Here is a 16523-nt window from a genome sequence, read left to right on the forward strand (position 1 = left end):
CCCTTTTTCATGCGCACTCAGATTGAGCGGCGCTTTAACCCGGTGAGGCCGGGGTCTGACCCCGTACGGGGTCAGACCCCTAAAGCGCGTCGTGCGGGTTAGTAGCGGTAGCCGAAGGCGGCTTCGAAGCGGTCGGCGATCTCGGCTGCCGTCAGCTGGTGGTTCTGCGCGCCCTTGCTGGCGATCTTGATCGCGCCCAGCAGGCTGGCCAGGCGGCCGGTGGTTTCCCACTTCCAGCCCTTGGTGATGCCGAACAGCAGGCCGGCGCGGTAGGCGTCGCCGCAGCCGGTCGGGTCGATCGCCGCGTCCACCGGCACGGCCGGGATCTCGATGCGCTTGCCGCCGGTGTAGATTTCCGAACCCTTTTCGCCGCGCGTGATGATCAGCGCTTCCAGTCGGCCGGCGATGTCCGGCACGGTCAGGCCGGTGCGGTCCATCAGCAGTTCGATCTCATAGTCGTTGGTGGTGACGTAGGTGGCCTTGTCGATGAACTCGATCAGCTCGTCGCAGTTGAACATCGGCAGCTGCTGGCCCGGATCGAAGATGAACGGGATCTGCAGCTTGGCCAGGTCGGCGGCGTGCTTCTTCATGCCCAGGTGGCCGTCCGGCGAGATGATGGCGAGCGCGGCAGGACCGGCCTTGGCGACGTCGTTCTCGTGCGCGTACGACATGGCGCCAGGGTGGAAGGCGTTGATCTGGTTGTTGTCTTCGTCGGCGGTGACGAAGCACTGGGCGTTGTAGGCTTCCGGCTTGATCAGGATGTTGTCGGTGGACAGGCCCAGCTTGCGGAAGCGCTCCATGTAGGCGGCATTGTCCTGGCCCATGACGCCGACGATGCGCGGCTCGCCGCCCAGCAGTTGCAGGTTGTAGGCGATGTTGGGCGCGCAGCCGCCGAACTCGGTGCGCATGGTCGGCGCCAGGAAGGAGACGTTGACCTTGTGCAGCTGGTCGGCCAGCAGGATGCTGTCGAAGCGGCCAGGGAATTGCAGGATGGTGTCGATTGCGATCGAGCCGCAAATCAAAGAGGTCTGGGTCATGATAGGTCTTTAAGGATAGAAGACTGCGATGTGATAGCCGGATGCTTTCAGCTGCTTCAATTCGAAGTACAGTTTGACAGATTGTTCGGTGTGCGGGGCAAAGCCTTTGTCGAGCGCGACGTCGGCGCCCAGGTATTCGCGCGGCGTGAACACGCGGCGCAACACGGCCTTGTCGCTGGCGTCGTCCAGCACCAGTTCGATGTGCGGCCAGGCTTGCGCGGTGGCGCTCTGGTTGCGCAGCTGGGTGGTGAAGGAGAAGGTGGTCTCGCTCAGGGTTTGCAGTTCGCCCTGCTCGATGCCGAGGTCGTCGATCTGCGCCGGCAGTTCGATCTTGCAGCCGAGCGCGTTGCAGGCGGCAGTCAGCGCCGGCTTGAGCGGCGGCAGCGCGGCGGCGATCTGGTTGCGGAAGGTGGTCAGGCCCTGGGCCGCCAAGGTGGCCAGCAGCAGCAGCGCGCCCAGGCTCATGGCGATGGTCGCGGCCTTGCCGAACTTCTGGCGCAGGCGGTCGCGCTTGATGAAGCCGGGTTCTTCGGTGTCGTCGTCGTCGTTGTCGGCGGCGGCTTCTTCGGTGGCGGGCTCGTCCGGCAGCAGCGCGTGCGCGTGGACGGCCTGGATCTGCGACTCGGCCAGGCCGGCGGAGGACAGCTGCACCAGTGCTTCCTCGTCGACTTCTTCGAGTTCGTTGAAGCGCTCGGCCTCGCTGACGGACGTTGCGGCGATGGTGGCCGGTGCCGCGTCCAGCGTCGGCTCGCGGCGTTCGTCGGCCAGCATGGAGGTGAAGGCGGTGGGGGCGGCGTCGGGCTCGGCGCCCGGTTCGGCGGCGTCCTGCTCGATGACGGCCAGTTCGGCTTCCAGCGCGGCTGCCAGTTCTTCGTCCGACATGGCTTCGATGCTGAGCGCGTTTTCAAGCGGCTCGGCGTCGGCTTCGGCGTCCCACTGCGGTTCCTGGACGGCGGCTACGGCAGGCTCGGGTTCAGGCTCGGGTTCGGCGGCAGGTTCAGGCTCGGCGTCCGGCTCCACGTCCAGATCGAGGTCCAGCGTTTCTTCCACGGCGGGTGGCAGGCTGGGCGGCTCGGCCGGCAAGGCCAGCGGGCTGGTGGCGATCGGTTCGTCGTCGTAGCGGCCGTCGTCGTCGTAGGGCAGGGCGGCGTCGGCCAGCGCTTCGGCCTCGATAGCGGCGGGTGCATCGGCTTGCTCGACTGCCTCAGCCGCTTCGACCGCGTCCATCGCGGTATCGAGCTCAAGCGTGTAAATCGGTTCTGCGGATTCGCTGCCCAGCACTTCGGCGGCGCGGGTGTCCAGCGCGGCCATCTTCTGGTCGAAGGGCGTGGTTTCAGGCAGTGGGGCAGGGGAGGATGCGGGCGCTTGGGGCGCTGCGGCGAGCGGCTCCAGCAGGGCCGCGTTGCCGTCAAAGACTTCATTACAGGAGCCACAGCGCACTATGCCCCCACGTAATTTCAACTGGTCATGGGCGACCCGAAATATCGTGTTGCAGTGGGGGCATTTGGTGGCGAGCGCCATTGCTGTGGTTAGCGCGCCGCTGGAACCACATCGCTGCCGAGGCGGCCGTGCAGCGCCACCCAGCCGTCTTGCTCAGCCCACACGCCCAGCTTGATGAACGGGGCGTAGGCAGCGGCCACTTCCTCAGCCTGGCGCGCCAGCACGCCGGACAGGATCAGCGCGCCGCCGTCGGCCACGCGGCCCGACAGCATAGGCGCCATCAGCTTCAGCGGGCTGGACAGGATGTTGGCGACCACGATGTCGAAACGCTGCGTCGCATGCTTCGATTGCGCGAAGGTGTCCGGCAGGAAGTACTCGATCTCGCACTTGTTGCGCTCTGCATTGTCGGCCGCCGATTCGATCGCCTGCGGATCGATGTCCACGCCGACCACTTCGCCGGCGCCAACCTTCTTGGCCACCATGGCCAGGATGCCGGAGCCACAACCGTAGTCGAGCACGGTCTTGCCCGGCGCCGGATTCGCTTCCAGCCACTCCATGCACAGACGGGTGGTCGGGTGCGAGCCGGTGCCGAAGGCCAGGCCCGGATCCAGTTCCAGGATCAGGCCGTCAGGGTCCGGCGCTTCGTGCCAGCTCGGCACGACCCAGATGTTCTTGCCGATGTGGATGGGCGCGAACTGCGACTGGGTCAAACGCACCCAGTCCTGCTCTTCCACCTTGCGGGTGGTGAACTTCGGCAAGGTGGTCAAGCCGACCTGTCCGGCAGCGGCGGCCACGATCACGGCCTGGTCGTCGTCTTCGTTGGTCAGGGCGACTACGCGGCTGTGATCCCATGCCGCTTCAGTCGGTTCCATGCCCGGCTCGCCGAACAGCGGTTTTTCCGCGTCGGTGCCTTCGTCCGCGTCTTCCACGGACACCGACAGTGCGCCCACGTCCATCAGGGCTTCCGACAGTGCTTCCGCGTGGTCGCGGGCGATTTCGATGACGATTTCAGTCCAGCTCATTATTGTGGCGCCTTGTTACTCAAACTCAGTTTATGCAGGTCTGGCATGTCTGCCAGCTTTTGTTCCAGGTAGTGGATGTTGGTGCCGCCTTCGATGAAACGGGCGTCGACCATCAGCTCGCGGTGCAGCGGGATGTTGGTCTGGATGCCCTCGACCACCATTTCCGACAGCGCGATCTGCATGCGGCGGATCGCCTGCTCGCGGGTGGCGCCGTAAGTGATCACCTTGCCGATCATCGAATCGTAGTGCGGCGGTACATAATACCCCGCATAAGCGTGCGAGTCGACGCGCACGCCCGGGCCGCCCGGCACGTGCCAGGACGTGATGCGGCCTGGCGACGGCGTGAACTTGAACGGGTCTTCGGCGTTGATGCGGCACTCGACGGCGTGGCCGGACAGCATCACGTCGCGCTGGCGGAAGCGCAGCTTCTCGCCGGCGGCGATGCGGATCTGTTCCTGCACGATGTCGATGCCGGTGATCATTTCGGTGACCGGGTGTTCAACCTGCACGCGGGTGTTCATCTCGATGAAGTAGAACTCGCCGTTCTCATACAGGAACTCGAAGGTGCCGGCGCCACGGTAGCCGATCTTGCGGCAGGCTTCGGCGCAGCGGTCGCCGACTTTTTCGATCAGCTTGCGCGGGATGCCCGGCGCCGGCGCCTCTTCGATGACCTTCTGGTGGCGGCGCTGCATCGAGCAGTCGCGTTCGCCCAGCCAGACGGCGTTTTTGTGTTCGTCGGCCAGGATCTGGATTTCCACGTGACGCGGATTTTCCAGGTACTTCTCCATGTAGACTTCCGGATTGCCGAAGGCGGTGCCCGCTTCGGTCTTGGTCATCGCCACGGCGTTGATCAGCGCGGCTTCGGTATGCACCACGCGCATGCCGCGGCCACCGCCGCCGCCAGCCGCCTTGATGATGACCGGGTAGCCGACCTTGCGCGCAATTTGCACGATCGCCTTAGGATCATCCGGCAAAGCGCCTTCCGAACCTGGCACGCACGGCACGCCGGCCTTGATCATGGTTTGCTTGGCCGAGACCTTGTCGCCCATGATGCGGATCGATTCCGAGCGGGGGCCGATGAAGACGAAGCCGGATTTTTCCACGCGTTCGGCGAAGTCGGCGTTTTCCGACAGGAAGCCATAGCCCGGGTGGATCGCTTCGGCGTCCGTCACTTCGGCGGCGCTGATGATGGCTGGCATGTTCAGGTAGCTGAGCGTCGACGGTGCTGGACCGATACACACCGATTCATCCGCCAACTTCACGTATTTGGCGTCTTTGTCTGCTTCCGAGTGGACCACAACCGTTTTGATGCCCAGTTCGCGGCAAGCGCGCTGGATACGGAGGGCGATTTCGCCACGGTTGGCAATGAGGATTTTTTCAAACATGATAGGTTCGCGTATGTCTGTGAGCACCGGCAAGCCGGTAACGTCAGGTAGAGGAGGGAATGCGGACCAAGCCGGCGCGCCCGTCACCGATGGGGAGGGCGCAGGCCGGTCTTAGCCTATCACAAACAGCGGTTGACCGAATTCGACCGGTTGGCCGTTCTCGACCAGGATCTGGGTGATCGTGCCGGACTTGTCGGCGTCGATTTCGTTCAGCAGCTTCATCGCTTCGATGATGCACAGGGTGTCGCCTTCCTTGACCACGGCGCCCACTTCGACAAACGCCGGCGAGCCAGGTGCGGACGAACGGTAGAAGGTGCCGACCATCGGCGACTTGACCACGTGGCCGGTCGGCTCGGCGGCGACTGCGGTCACCGGAGCGGCGGCTGGCGCGGCGGCTTGCGCCGGGGCGGCGTGGTATTGCGGCATGCCTTGCGGCTGCATCATCACCATCTGGTTTTGCGGCAGTGCGGACGACTTGACGATGCGTACTTTGCTTTCGCCTTCGGTCACTTCGAGTTCGGCGATATCCGATTCTGCGACCAAATCAATCAAGGTCTTCAGCTTGCGTAAATCCATGTAACCCCCAGGAATGTCTTTGTTATGTAAGTGTGAACGGCAGCGCTTTTTGAGCGGAGCCGCGCGAAATTGCGCGCAGATCGCGTAGATTATCGCTTTTTAAGAACGAAGTCGATGGCAAACCGATATCCTTCGATACCCAGTCCGCAAATAGTACCTATAGCGATCGCGCTAAGAAATGAGTGGTGTCGAAACGACTCGCGCTGGTAAATATTCGAAATATGCACTTCAACAAACGGTATCGCCACGCCCGCCAGGGCGTCGCGCAAGGCCACGCTGGTATGCGTCAGGCCGCCCGGGTTGATGACGATGGCGTCCACGCCTTCCGCTCTGGCGGCATGGATGCGGTCGATCAGCGCCCCTTCGTGGTTGCTCTGGAAGCAGGACAAGCTCGCGCCCGCTGCTTGGGCTTGTGCCTGGGCAGCGTGTTCGATGTCGGCCAAAGTGCTAGCGCCGTAGACCTCAGGCTCACGGCTACCCAGTAAATTCAGGTTGGGACCGTTGAGCAGTAGGAGGTTTTTTGCCATGGTTCAGGACCGTTTTCCGCGAAAGTTCCGCATTTTGCCGCCAACCGCCGGCATTGGCAAGAGAAAAAAACTTGTAAAACTATTTACAGAGTTGCGAGGTCCTTGCGCAGCTCGTCAAACTTCAGACGGCCCAGATAGGTCTTCTTGACCTGGCCGTCGGCGCCGATCAACACCGTGTAGGGAAGGCCGCCGCCGCCGTTGCCGAACGAGCGCGAGAGGTCGGTGCCGGCCATGCCAGCCACGAAGACTGGATAGCTGATTTTGAACTTGTCGCTAAATTCGGCGATATTTGTTGGCGAATCGATACCAATTCCGATAACTTGCAGCTTCTTACCCTCTTCTCCGGCGGCCAGCGCCGACAGCTCCGGCATCTCCTGCACGCAGGGACCGCACCACGGAGCCCAGAAATTGACCAGCATGGCCTTGCCTTTATATTGGGCCAGCGACTGCGATACGCCTTTTGCGTCCGGCAGGGACTGCTTATATAAGGCATCCACCGGACCGGTGATGCCGGCCGGCTGGGTGGTGGTCAGTGGAGGCGCCGGCGGTTGTTTATTTAATCCGACATAGGCGCCGGAGGCGGCGAATAGCAAAGCGACAACAACGTAGGCTGCGAGGTGTTTTTGGTTCATGGTTGAGATTGATCAGGGTTATCGTGAGTACTGTTAACTAGTAGGGCGCGTACGGCGGCGATATCGGCGCGCATCAATTTGCCGTCGCCGCGGGTTTTAACGGCGCCGCGCAAATCGTCCAGCTCATATAAGGCGGCATGTACGCCTTCCTTGTGCCACATGAAGCTGACCGTTTCGACCGAGCCGTGGCGCGGGCCCTTGAAGTGCGGCGTCTCGGAGATGTCGATTTGTAAATTACGGTTCAGCAGGAAGATCTCCACTTCCTTGGCGCTGTCGGCGAACAGCTGCAAGTGGATGTCGTCGTGCGGGCCGGCCGTGCCATTTAATACGGCGCCGGTCAGGTAGGGATGGAAGGCGGCCAGGCCGTCCATGATGTCGACCGCCAGCGTGCGCAGCCGGAACAGGCGGGCGGGCTGGGTGTCGGCATGGAATAGCGACTGGTAGATCCGCACTTCCGCCTCGATCTGGGCGTTGTCCGGCAGCAGGTTGGGCGGCGGCTGGGTGTCGCCGAGGATCTGCTTGGCGGCCTTGCGCTTGGCCGCGTTGTAGTCGAGGCCATCCTGGGCGATCAGGCGTGCGGCGGCCGCGGCGATCTCCGCACGCAGCAGCAGGACTTCTTCGATAACATTCGGCGTCATGGACGAGATAATACTCTTAACCGGGAAAAGGGCGTCGGGTCGGGTAAAATCCCGTATTCATTCGTCGTCTTGATCACTATGCATATTCATATCCTCGGTATTTGCGGCACCTTTATGGGCGGCCTGGCTGTTCTGGCTAAAGAAGCGGGCCACCGCGTGACGGGCTGCGACGCCAACGTGTATCCGCCCATGAGCACCCAGCTGGAAGCCCAGGGCATAGAACTGATACAGGGCTTCGGCCCGGAGCAGGTGCAGCTCAACCCCGACCTGTACGTGATCGGCAACGTCGTTTCGCGCGGCAATCCGCTGATCGAAGAGATCATGAATCGCGGCCTGCCGTTCGTCTCCGGGCCGCAATGGATCGGCGACCACATATTAAAAGACAAATGGGTATTGGCCGTGGCCGGCACGCACGGCAAGACCACCACCTCGGCCATGCTGACCTGGATCCTGGAAGACGCCGGCTACGCGCCCGGCTTCCTGATCGGCGGCGTGCCGATGAACTTCGGCGTTTCGGCCCGCATGCAGGGCGATAAGGATTCGATCTTCTTCGTCATCGAAGCCGACGAGTACGACACCGCCTTCTTCGACAAGCGCAGCAAGTTCGTGCACTACCACGCCAAGACCGCGATCCTGAACAACCTGGAATACGATCACGCCGACATTTTCCCCGATCTGGGCGCGATCGAAACCCAATTCCACCACCTGGTGCGCACCGTGCCCGGCATCGGCCGCGTAGTCTTCAACGCCGACGAGCCTGCGCTGCAACGTGTGCTCAAACGCGGCTGCTGGAGCGAGAAGGAAAGCTTCGGCCGCACTGAAGGCGCCGATTGGGCGATGAACGAATACGATGACGGCAGCTTCGACGTGATCTTCGGCGGCGAAGTGGCCGGCCGCGTGGAGTGGAGCCTGACCGGCAAGCATAACCGCGCCAACGCGCTGGCTGCGATCGCCGCCGCCCGCCACGTCGGCGTGCCGGTGGCGCAGGCGGCCAAGTCGCTGGCCACCTTCGAGAACGTCAAGCGCCGCATGGAAGTGCGCGGCGTGGTAAACGATATTACTGTTTATGACGATTTCGCCCACCATCCGACCGCCATCGCCACCACCGTCGGCGGCCTGAGGCAAAAACTTAAAAGTGTAGGCCCCGCCAAGGCGGAAGCCCGCATCCTGGCAGTGCTGGAGCCGCGCTCCAACACCATGAAGCTGGGCGCGATGAAGGATGCGCTGCCGGGCAGCCTGTCCGACGCCGACCTGGTGTTCGGCTTCGGCAGCCAGCAGGCGCTGGGCTGGAGCCTGGGCGATGCATTGGCGCCGCTGGGCCAGGTCGCCAGCGCCTATGAAGACATCGACGTGCTGGTCGCCGCCATCGTCAAGGCCGCGCAGCCGGGCGACCAGATCCTCGTGATGAGCAACGGCGGCTTCGGCGGCGTGCACAACAAGATCCTGGAAGCGCTGGCGCGATGATTCTTTATCTGCACGGATTCCGCTCGTCGCCGAAATCGATGAAGGCGCGCGTGATGGGCGAGCGCATGGCGGCGCTGGGTTTGTCGGCGCAGTTCATCTGCCCGCAGCTGCCGGCCTCGCCGAAGCTGGCGATGGAATTGGCGCTCTCTTTAATAGAGGGCATCCCCGCCAGCGAGCTGACCATCGTCGGTTCTTCGCTGGGCGGCTACTACGCCACCTGGTTGGCCGAGCGCATCGGCTGCCGCGCCGCGTTGCTGAATCCGGCCATCGTGCCGCTCAAGGACCTGGACAAGCATGTCGGCGTGACCACGCAATACCATTCCGACGAGCCGTTCGAGTTCAAGCGCGAATACATCGAGGAACTGCGCGCATTGGCCGTCAACCCGGTCACGCGCCAGGAGCGCTACTTCCTGATCGCCGCGACCGGCGACGAAGTGCTGGACTATCGCGACATGGTGGCGCACTATGCGGGCGCACGCCAGCTGGTCATCGAGGGCAGCGACCATGCCATTTCGGAGTTCCCCGACTATGTGGAGTCTGTGCTGGAGTTTTGCGGTATCGAGGCCAGGCAGTGACGGCCTCCACGCGTGGTGCTTCACTGCGGCAGACGCAATGGCAGCCGCATGTGCTGGCGCTGAATGCGCCGCACGCCTACCGCCAGTGGCTGACGGCCGACGGTTCGCTGACCGCCAAGTTGAAGGATCATAGCCGGGCGTTCCGCGTGCAGTGCCTGCATCAAACCACGGCGCGCTGTCTGACGGACGAGGCGGTGTCGATCGGCATGCACAGGCCCGGCCGCGTCTGGGAGAGGGAAGTGCTGCTGCGGTGTGATAATACGCCTGTGGTGTTCGCGCACACGGTGGTGCCGATGTCGGCCACGGCCACGGACTGGCCATTGTTCAGCGCACTGGGCGAGCGCTCGCTGGGATCGACCTTGTTTGGCGACCCGCAAGTGCGGCGCGGTGTTTTGGAATTTGCAAGATTGCGGGAAGGACATCCCCTGGCGCAGCGCGCGCGCAAGGCGCTCGGGTTGGATGGTCCGCAAGAACTCATATTATATGCACGGCGCTGTCTATATCGGCGCCGTCAGGGTACTCTGCTGGTCACGGAAGTGTTTCTGCCTTCCGTGCTGGAATTGAAACTAATAACAACGAACAGAAGCTAGCAATGAATCTATTTTTCGAAGAATCCGGCGATTTCAAGGTCGGCTCCATGATGTCGCAAGCGGGCGAGGCCTATCAGGTTGAGATGGCCAGCGGCAAGCGCACCAAGGTCAAGATCAAGGACGTGCTGCTGCAGTACGAGAAGCCGTCGCCGACGGATTTGATGGAACAGGCCAAGGCGGTCGCGGCCGACATCGACCTCGACTTCCTCTGGGAAGTCGCGGGCGAAGAGGAATTCGGTTTCGCCGAGCTGGGCGCGGAATACTTCGGCCACGCGCCGCTGCCGGCCGAAGCCGCCGGCCTGATCCTGAGCCTGCATTCGGCGCCGATCTACTTCTACAAAAAAGGCCGAGGCCGCTACAAGGCCGCGCCCGAGCAATCGCTGCGCGCCGCCCAAGCCGGCATCGAGAAAAAGAAACAGCAGGCGCTGGTGCAGGCCGAGTACGTCGAAGAGCTGAAGGCCAACAAGCTGCCGGCCTCGATGCAGAACATCGTCATGCAGCTGCTGTTCAAGCCGGACAAGAATTCGATCGAATACAAGGCGCTGGAAGCTGCCTGTAACGAGCTGCACACCAATCCGCAGCGGCTGATGCTGGCGGCCGGCGGCGTGGCCTCGCCGAAGGCGCTGCACATGGCCAAGTTCCTGTTCGAGAATTTCCCGCGCGGCGCCGGCTTCCCGGACGTGCCGGTGCCGGTGGCGCCGACCAAGCTGCCGCTGGCCAATGTGCAAGCGTTCTCGATCGACGATGTCACCACCACCGAGATCGACGACGCCTTCTCCGTCACCAAGCTGGACGACGGCAACATCAAGATCGGCATCCACATCGCCGCGCCTGGCCTGGGCATACAGCCGGACGACGCGGTCGACAAGATGGCGCGTGCGCGCATGTCCACCGTGTACATGCCTGGCGATAAGATCACCATGCTGCCGGACTCCATCGTCGAAGCGTTCACGCTGGCCGAAGGCAAGACCTGCCCGGCGCTGTCGCTGTACGCCACCCTGAACCCGGCCGACTGGTCGGTGCTCGCCACCGAGACCCGCGCCGAGATGGTGCCGATCGCGAACAACCTGCGCCACAACGACCTCGACGACCTGGTCAACGAGGAAACGCTGGCCAGCGGCGAGGGCGACTATCCGCACAAGGAATCGCTGGGCCTGATCTGGCAATGGGCGCAAGTGCTGGAAGCGGCGCGCATGGTCAAGCGTGAAGGCTTCGGCTTGAAGCCGGAACAGAACAATCGCGTGGACTTCAACTTCTACGTGGAAGACGACGTGGTCACGGTCAGCCGCCGCAAGCGCGGCGCGCCGCTGGACAAGATCGTCGCCGAGTTGATGATCTTCGCCAACAGCACCTGGGGCAAGTTGATGCACGACCATGGCGTGCCGGGCATCTACCGCAGCCAGGGCCAGGGCGTGGGTGGCTGGGCCGCCAAGATGCAGGTGCGCATGCTGACCCATGCGGCGCCGCACCAGGGCCTGGGCGTGGACCAGTACGCATGGAGCACTTCGCCGCTGCGCCGCTATACCGACCTGGTCAACCAGTGGCAGATCCTGGCCTGCGCCGAGCACGGCGTGACCGCGCCGCTGGTCGCGCACTTCAAGCACAAGGACGCCAACCTGTTCGCGATCGTGTCGCAGTTCGACGCGGCTTACGCGGCCTACGGCGATCACCAGTCGAACATGGAACGCTACTGGTGCCTGCGCTGGCTGGGCCAGCAGGAGGCGCGCCAGGTCGAGGCCGTGGTGCTGAAGGACGAGGTGCTGCGCCTGGTCGATATTCCGCTGATCATCCGCCTGCCGGGCATGCCGCAAGTGGCGCGCGGCGCGCAGGTCAAGCTGGACATCCTGCGCTGGGACGAAGTGGACCTGACCATCGAAGCCCGCATCCTGGAAATCCCGACCACCGAAACGGTGGCCGCCGATGCCGAGCTGGACTACGAGGAAGAGGACGCGGGCGATACGCCGGAAGAAGCGGTGGATGCGCCGGAAGTGGCGGTCGAGGCCGCCGCCGAGGAGCCCGCTGCTGAGTAACCCGGAGCCAAACCGGGGTCAGACCCCGTACGGGGTCTGACCCCAAACGGCGACAGCCGCCGGGGTTCGCAGGCAAAAACCTCCAGCCCCGCATTCGCTTTGACGTAAAATCAGCCCTAACTTTTCTACCCCGGCCTCGCGTGAAGTCTTTCAAAGAAAATCGCTTGCTGTACCTCGCCATCGGCCTCTCGCTGATGGCGCATGGCGCCTTGCTCGCGGTGCACTTTGTCGCGCCCAAACCGACGCCGGTGCAAGCCACCGATCCGGGGTTGGAAGTGATACTGGTCAACGCCAAGCACAGCAAGGCGCCGCTGAAGGCCGACGCGCTGGCCCAGGCCAACCTGGACGGCGGCGGCACCGTCGACAAGGGCCGCTCCAAATCGCCCATGCCCGACATGCGCAAGATGGAAACCGGCGACAGCATCAAGGCCGCCAAGCGCCGCATCGCCGAGCTGGAAGAACTGCAGAAGAACCTGCTGACGCAGGCGGCCAGGCAGACCCCGTTCACCGCGCCGCCGGTGACGGAAAAGAGCAAGCCCGATCCGCTGCCGACCGGCGCCGACCTGCTGGACGCCAGCAAGGCCATCGCCCGCCGCGCAGCCGAGATCAGCGAAACCATCGACGACCAGAACAAGCGCCCGAAGAAGACCTTCATCACGCCGAGCACGCGCGGGGTGGGCTATGCGATGTACTACAAATCGATCCAGAAGCGGATCGAAGACATCGGTACGCTGAACTTCCCGCAACAGAACGGCCGCAAGCTGTACGGCCAGCTGGTGCTGTCGATCCCGGTGTTCCAGGACGGCACGATTTACGAGCGGGACGGCGGCATCAAGGTCGACCGCAGCTCCGGCAACCAGGCGCTGGACGAGGCGGCGATGAACATCGTGCGCCGCGCCGCGCCGTTCGGCAAGTTCCCGCCGAACATGCTGTCGAACGAAAAAGACGATCTGTGGGTGATCGTCACGACTTTCAAATTCACCCGCGAAGACAAACTACAAGCCGACTTAAGCGGCGGAGGACGTTGATGGACCGCTACTGCGTATTCGGCAATCCGATTGCCCATAGCAAATCACCCGAGATCCATGCCGCATTCGCTGCGCAGACCGGGCAGGAACTGACCTACGAAAAACGGCTGGCGCCGGTGGACGGTTTTGCCGCCGCCGTGCAAGCCTTCATCGCCGAGGGCGGCAAGGGCGCCAACGTCACCGTGCCGTTCAAGCTGGAGGCGGTGAAGGTGGCGCAGGCGTTGACGATCCGCGCCCGCGCGGCCGGCGCCGTCAACACGCTGCACTTCACCGAAGACGGCATCGTCGGCGACAACACCGACGGCGCGGGACTGGTGGCGGACATCGTCAACAACGCCGGCGTGCAAATCATCGGCAAGCGCGTGCTGTTGCTGGGCGCCGGCGGCGCCGCGCGCGGCGTGGTGCTGCCCATCCTGGAACATCGTCCGGCGCAGCTGGTCATCGCCAACCGCACCGTGGCCACGGCCGAGGCGCTGGTGGAACAGTTTGCCGCGCTGGGCGGCGAGGGCGTGGTGTCTGCCTGCGGCTACGGCGAGATCGAAGGCGCGTTCGACATCGTCATCAACGCCACCTCGGCCAGCCTGAGCGCCGAGCTGCCGCCGGTGCCGGCGTCGGTATTTGCTCCAGGTTCGCTTGCTTACGACATGATGTACGGCGCCTCCCCCACGGTATTCTTGCAGTTCGCCGGCCAGCACGGCGCACGCTTGCGCGACGGCCTGGGCATGCTGGCCGAGCAGGCCGCCGAGGCCTTCAGCCTGTGGCGCGGCGTGCAGCCGGCCACAGCGGAAGTACTGCAATCGCTGCGGGCCAAGCTGTGAGCGCGGCCAAGGCGGGCAAATGGCGCTGGGTGAAGTGGATCTTCATCCTGCCGGTCTTGCTGGTGCTGGTCGTGCAGCTGTACTTCTTCCTGCAGATCTGGTGGTGGGTCGACCATAATCCGTCGACGACCAGCTTCATGCGCGAGCAGCGCTCGGTGCTGCGCGAGAAGAACCCGGACGCCAACATCCAGCAGATGTGGGTGCCGTACAACCGCATTTCGAACAACCTCAAGCGCGCCATCATCGCCTCCGAGGACGCCAATTTCTCCGAGCACGAGGGCGTCGACTGGGAGGCGCTGCAAAAGGCCTACGAGAAGAACAACAAGAAACACAAGGTGGTGTCGGGCGGCTCGACCATCACCCAGCAACTGGCCAAGAACCTGTTCCTGTCCGGCTCGCGCAGCTATGTGCGCAAGGGGCAGGAGCTGATCATCACCTACATGCTGGAAACCTTGATGGACAAGGAGCGCATCTTCGAGATCTACCTGAACGTGGTGGAGTTCGGCACCGGCACTTTCGGCGCCGAGGCGGCGGCGCGGCATTATTATGGCGTCAGCGCGGCCAACCTGGGCGCGGCCCAGGCGGCCAAGCTGGCGGTGATGTTGCCCAATCCGCGCTTCTTCGACAAGCACCGCGATTCGGGCTATCTGGCGCGGCGCACCGGCGTGATCCTGCGCCGCATGGGATCGGCGGAATTACCCTAGGAGGCAGCGATGTTAAGCAAGCAGCGTGGACTCGGATTGATACAGGTGGCCATAGTCATGGCCTCGCTGGCGGCGATTGCGATGGCGTTTTTGATGTCGGCCCGCCATGAGCGCAATTTCTTCACCGAAGGACTGGCCAAGCTGACCGGCCAGGCGCCGGCGGCCGCGTCGGCCTCGGCCGCCGCAGCGGCCACGGCTGCGTCTGCGGTTCCGGCGGCCCCGGCCGGCGTGCTGCGCAAGTGCGTTATCGACGGCAAAACCGTGCTGTCGGACGTGGACTGCAAGGACGGCAAGGTGGTCAAGGCCATCGATACGCGCGGCATCGAAGCGCCCAAAGTACCCAAGCCGGACCCGGCCGACGCAGCCCCGCAGTCGGCCACCGACAAAATGATAGAAAAAGCGACCCGCTAGGCCGAAAAACCGCATGGCAGGCTGGCCTCGGCAGGGGCTTTGCGGGTACACTTGCGCTGTTTCCAGAAGGCTCGCGTACCCATGATTAATGTTTTCGTTCTCCAGAATGGCCGGCTCAACCAGGTGCCCATCGACAGTCGCGCAGACCTGGAACAGGTCGAGCCGGTCTGGGTCGACCTGACCGACCCGACGGACGACGAACGCGCATGGGTCAAGACCATCTACGGCGTGACCTTGCCGGGCGAGGACGAAGTCAAGGACATCGAAGCGTCGGCCCGCTACTACGAGGCGGAAAACGGCGACCTGCACCTGCGCACCGACTTCTTGCTGGAAGAAGAGGACGGCCCGTCGCGCATCGTCACGGTGGCCTTCATCCTGGCGCGCAAGATGCTGTTCTCGGTGCACACCGACGATTTGCCGGTGTTCCGCCTGGTGCGCATGCGCGCCCGCTCGCGGCCCGGCTCGATCGCCGACTACATGGACGTGCTGCTGGACCTGTACGCGACCGACGCCGAATACTCGGCCGACGCGCTGGAAGGCATTTACCAGAACCTGGAAGAAGTCAGCGGCCGCGTGCTGCAGGAAGAGTTCACCGACCAGGACGCGGCCGCCGCGCTGAATGCCATCGCCCACGAGGAAGACTTGAACGGCCGCATCCGCCGCAACATGATGGATACGCGGCGCGCGGTCAGCTTCCTGATGCGCGGGCGCTTGCTGAATTCGGAACAGTTCGAGGAAGCGCGCCAGATTCTGCGGGACATCGAATCGCTGGACGGCCACACGTCCTTCCTGTTCGACAAGATCAACTTCCTGATGGACGCCACGGTCGGCTTCATCAACATCAACCAGAACAAGATCATCAAGATCTTCTCGGTGGCCAGCGTAGCCTTCCTGCCGCCGACCCTGATCGCCTCGATCTACGGCATGAACTTCAAGTGGCTGCCGGAGCTGGAATGGCAGCTCGGCTACCCGTTCGCCATCGCGCTGATGATCACCAGCGCGATCGCCCCGTTCTGGTACTTCCGCCGCCGTGGCTGGTTGAAGTAAATCCCAAGCTTCAGCGCTACACCGGCTGCGGGCTGAATTCCAGCGACAGGGTGCTGAAGTAGGGCGCCGAAATCCATTTTTCGTTCAGCGACAGCGCGCGGTCGTACAGGGCCGCCTTGATGTCGATGCCGATCTTGCCGAAGTCGAAAGGCTGCTTGTCGCGCGCCGTGCAGGCGGAGGCGGCGCCGGCCAGGAAGGCTTCCTCGTCGAACGCGCCCGACCACAACTGCGCCTGCAGCCCCTCGACGATCGCTTCCGCCTGCACCGCCTCGGTCTCCACATCCTTGTTGGAGGCGTCGTGCACCGCTTCCATGACGAACTGCGCATCCGCGCCGCGCGCCAGCAGGCTGAGGAAGCCGTGCCGCAGCGGCAAGGCCGATTCCACCACGTAGTGCAACAGATCGTGCGGCAATATGCCCTGGCGCGGCATCACCGTGTCGGTGCAGCTGCCGTTGTTGCGCACGAAGCGCAAAACATCATATTTGTCGGTCTTGGACCGTTTTTCAGCAATCAATTTCATAACGCGCAATATTATTCCGAAAGTCACACAATTATGCGCCTTACAAGGGCCGTAAATAGTCACCAACTTTCACGACCGT

Annotated in this window: 18 protein-coding genes; 9 read left to right on the forward strand and 9 right to left on the reverse strand. The window is 63.4% G+C overall.

The window, feature by feature from the left end:
* Positions 1-98: 98 nt before the first annotated feature.
* The 8 genes from V6M89_RS09500 to V6M89_RS09535 all read right to left on the reverse strand — a co-directional run bounded on the left by V6M89_RS09500 (position 99) and on the right by V6M89_RS09535 (position 7257).
* Positions 99-1037: a carbohydrate kinase family protein gene (locus V6M89_RS09500; RefSeq protein ID WP_332852961.1), complete on the reverse strand. Its 939-nt coding sequence runs from the start codon at positions 1035-1037 to the stop codon at positions 99-101.
* Between the two features lie 9 nt (positions 1038-1046).
* Positions 1047-2558: a DUF3426 domain-containing protein gene (locus V6M89_RS09505; protein ID WP_332852962.1), complete on the reverse strand. Its 1512-nt coding sequence runs from the start codon at positions 2556-2558 to the stop codon at positions 1047-1049.
* 8 nt (positions 2559-2566) lie between these two features.
* Positions 2567-3499, reverse strand: coding sequence for a 50S ribosomal protein L11 methyltransferase (gene prmA, locus V6M89_RS09510; RefSeq protein ID WP_332852963.1), 933 nt, complete (start codon positions 3497-3499; stop codon positions 2567-2569).
* The gene (gene accC / locus V6M89_RS09515) at positions 3499-4884 is read right to left on the reverse strand and encodes an acetyl-CoA carboxylase biotin carboxylase subunit (RefSeq protein WP_116991630.1); all 1386 of its coding nucleotides are present in this window, start codon (positions 4882-4884) and stop codon (positions 3499-3501) included. Before accC ends, prmA begins: the two co-directional genes overlap by 1 nt.
* 111 nt (positions 4885-4995) lie before the next feature.
* Entirely contained in the window at positions 4996-5460 is a 465-nt protein-coding gene (gene accB, locus V6M89_RS09520) for an acetyl-CoA carboxylase biotin carboxyl carrier protein (RefSeq protein ID WP_332852964.1), read from the reverse strand.
* An 89-nt stretch (positions 5461-5549) separates the two neighbouring features.
* Positions 5550-5987, reverse strand: coding sequence for a type II 3-dehydroquinate dehydratase (gene aroQ / locus V6M89_RS09525; protein WP_020701157.1), 438 nt, complete (start codon positions 5985-5987; stop codon positions 5550-5552).
* Between the two features lie 83 nt (positions 5988-6070).
* The gene (locus tag V6M89_RS09530; RefSeq protein ID WP_332852965.1) at positions 6071-6619 is read right to left on the reverse strand and encodes a TlpA family protein disulfide reductase; all 549 of its coding nucleotides are present in this window, start codon (positions 6617-6619) and stop codon (positions 6071-6073) included.
* Entirely contained in the window at positions 6616-7257 is a 642-nt protein-coding gene (locus V6M89_RS09535) for a hypothetical protein (protein WP_332852966.1), read from the reverse strand. Before V6M89_RS09535 ends, V6M89_RS09530 begins: the two co-directional genes overlap by 4 nt.
* Positions 7258-7335: 78 nt before the next feature.
* Between V6M89_RS09535 and mpl the strand changes: the two genes are divergently transcribed.
* The 9 genes from mpl (at position 7336) to corA (ending at position 15924) form a co-directional block, all read left to right on the forward strand.
* Positions 7336-8721, forward strand: coding sequence for a UDP-N-acetylmuramate:L-alanyl-gamma-D-glutamyl-meso-diaminopimelate ligase (gene mpl, locus V6M89_RS09540; protein WP_332852967.1), 1386 nt, complete (start codon positions 7336-7338; stop codon positions 8719-8721).
* The gene (locus tag V6M89_RS09545) at positions 8718-9296 is read left to right on the forward strand and encodes a YqiA/YcfP family alpha/beta fold hydrolase (RefSeq protein WP_332852968.1); all 579 of its coding nucleotides are present in this window, start codon (positions 8718-8720) and stop codon (positions 9294-9296) included. The genes mpl and V6M89_RS09545 overlap by 4 nt, the downstream gene beginning before the upstream one ends.
* Positions 9293-9886 (forward strand): chorismate--pyruvate lyase family protein, encoded by a 594-nt coding sequence (locus V6M89_RS09550; RefSeq protein ID WP_332852969.1) that lies wholly within the window; start codon positions 9293-9295, stop codon positions 9884-9886. The genes V6M89_RS09545 and V6M89_RS09550 overlap by 4 nt, the downstream gene beginning before the upstream one ends.
* Positions 9887-9888: 2 nt before the next feature.
* Positions 9889-11916 carry a ribonuclease catalytic domain-containing protein gene (locus tag V6M89_RS09555; RefSeq protein WP_332852970.1) on the forward strand — a complete coding sequence of 676 codons (2028 nt, stop codon included), beginning with the start codon at positions 9889-9891 and terminating at the stop codon, positions 11914-11916.
* Between the two features lie 194 nt (positions 11917-12110).
* The gene (locus tag V6M89_RS09560; RefSeq protein ID WP_332853033.1) at positions 12111-12944 is read left to right on the forward strand and encodes a TonB family protein; all 834 of its coding nucleotides are present in this window, start codon (positions 12111-12113) and stop codon (positions 12942-12944) included.
* A complete protein-coding gene (aroE, locus tag V6M89_RS09565; protein ID WP_332852971.1) occupies positions 12944-13762 on the forward strand; it encodes a shikimate dehydrogenase in 819 nt (272 codons plus the stop codon). The genes V6M89_RS09560 and aroE overlap by 1 nt, the downstream gene beginning before the upstream one ends.
* Entirely contained in the window at positions 13759-14466 is a 708-nt protein-coding gene (gene mtgA / locus V6M89_RS09570; protein WP_332852972.1) for a monofunctional biosynthetic peptidoglycan transglycosylase, read from the forward strand. Before aroE ends, mtgA begins: the two co-directional genes overlap by 4 nt.
* 9 nt (positions 14467-14475) lie before the next feature.
* Positions 14476-14877, forward strand: coding sequence for a DUF4124 domain-containing protein (locus V6M89_RS09575; RefSeq protein ID WP_332852973.1), 402 nt, complete (start codon positions 14476-14478; stop codon positions 14875-14877).
* A gap of 81 nt (positions 14878-14958) precedes the next feature.
* On the forward strand, positions 14959-15924 hold the full coding sequence (corA, locus tag V6M89_RS09580) for a magnesium/cobalt transporter CorA (RefSeq protein WP_217940965.1): 966 nt from the start codon (positions 14959-14961) through the stop codon (positions 15922-15924).
* 16 nt (positions 15925-15940) lie between these two features.
* Here corA and V6M89_RS09585 read toward each other — a convergent pair whose 3' ends face one another.
* Complete coding sequence (locus V6M89_RS09585) at positions 15941-16444, reverse strand: hypothetical protein (RefSeq protein WP_332852974.1); 504 nt, start codon at positions 16442-16444, stop codon at positions 15941-15943.
* Between the last annotated feature and the right edge of the window lie 79 nt (positions 16445-16523).

The sequence above is a fragment of the Duganella sp. S19_KUP01_CR8 genome (assembly GCF_036688705.1).
Taxonomy (GTDB): domain Bacteria; phylum Pseudomonadota; class Gammaproteobacteria; order Burkholderiales; family Burkholderiaceae_D; genus Rugamonas.

Coding starts and splice junctions, on each gene's coding strand:
- V6M89_RS09500 (WP_332852961.1), bottom strand. CDS start 1,037: ATGACCCAGACCTCTTTGATTTGCGGCTCGATCGCAATCGACACCATC.
- V6M89_RS09505 (WP_332852962.1), bottom strand. CDS start 2,558: ATGGCGCTCGCCACCAAATGCCCCCACTGCAACACGATATTTCGGGTC.
- prmA (WP_332852963.1), bottom strand. CDS start 3,499: ATGAGCTGGACTGAAATCGTCATCGAAATCGCCCGCGACCACGCGGAA.
- accC (WP_116991630.1), bottom strand. CDS start 4,884: ATGTTTGAAAAAATCCTCATTGCCAACCGTGGCGAAATCGCCCTCCGT.
- accB (WP_332852964.1), bottom strand. CDS start 5,460: ATGGATTTACGCAAGCTGAAGACCTTGATTGATTTGGTCGCAGAATCG.
- aroQ (WP_020701157.1), bottom strand. CDS start 5,987: ATGGCAAAAAACCTCCTACTGCTCAACGGTCCCAACCTGAATTTACTG.
- V6M89_RS09530 (WP_332852965.1), bottom strand. CDS start 6,619: ATGAACCAAAAACACCTCGCAGCCTACGTTGTTGTCGCTTTGCTATTC.
- V6M89_RS09535 (WP_332852966.1), bottom strand. CDS start 7,257: ATGACGCCGAATGTTATCGAAGAAGTCCTGCTGCTGCGTGCGGAGATC.
- mpl (WP_332852967.1), top strand. CDS start 7,336: ATGCATATTCATATCCTCGGTATTTGCGGCACCTTTATGGGCGGCCTG.
- V6M89_RS09545 (WP_332852968.1), top strand. CDS start 8,718: ATGATTCTTTATCTGCACGGATTCCGCTCGTCGCCGAAATCGATGAAG.
- V6M89_RS09555 (WP_332852970.1), top strand. CDS start 9,889: ATGAATCTATTTTTCGAAGAATCCGGCGATTTCAAGGTCGGCTCCATG.
- V6M89_RS09560 (WP_332853033.1), top strand. CDS start 12,111: ATGGCGCATGGCGCCTTGCTCGCGGTGCACTTTGTCGCGCCCAAACCG.
- aroE (WP_332852971.1), top strand. CDS start 12,944: ATGGACCGCTACTGCGTATTCGGCAATCCGATTGCCCATAGCAAATCA.
- V6M89_RS09575 (WP_332852973.1), top strand. CDS start 14,476: ATGTTAAGCAAGCAGCGTGGACTCGGATTGATACAGGTGGCCATAGTC.
- corA (WP_217940965.1), top strand. CDS start 14,959: ATGATTAATGTTTTCGTTCTCCAGAATGGCCGGCTCAACCAGGTGCCC.
- V6M89_RS09585 (WP_332852974.1), bottom strand. CDS start 16,444: ATGAAATTGATTGCTGAAAAACGGTCCAAGACCGACAAATATGATGTT.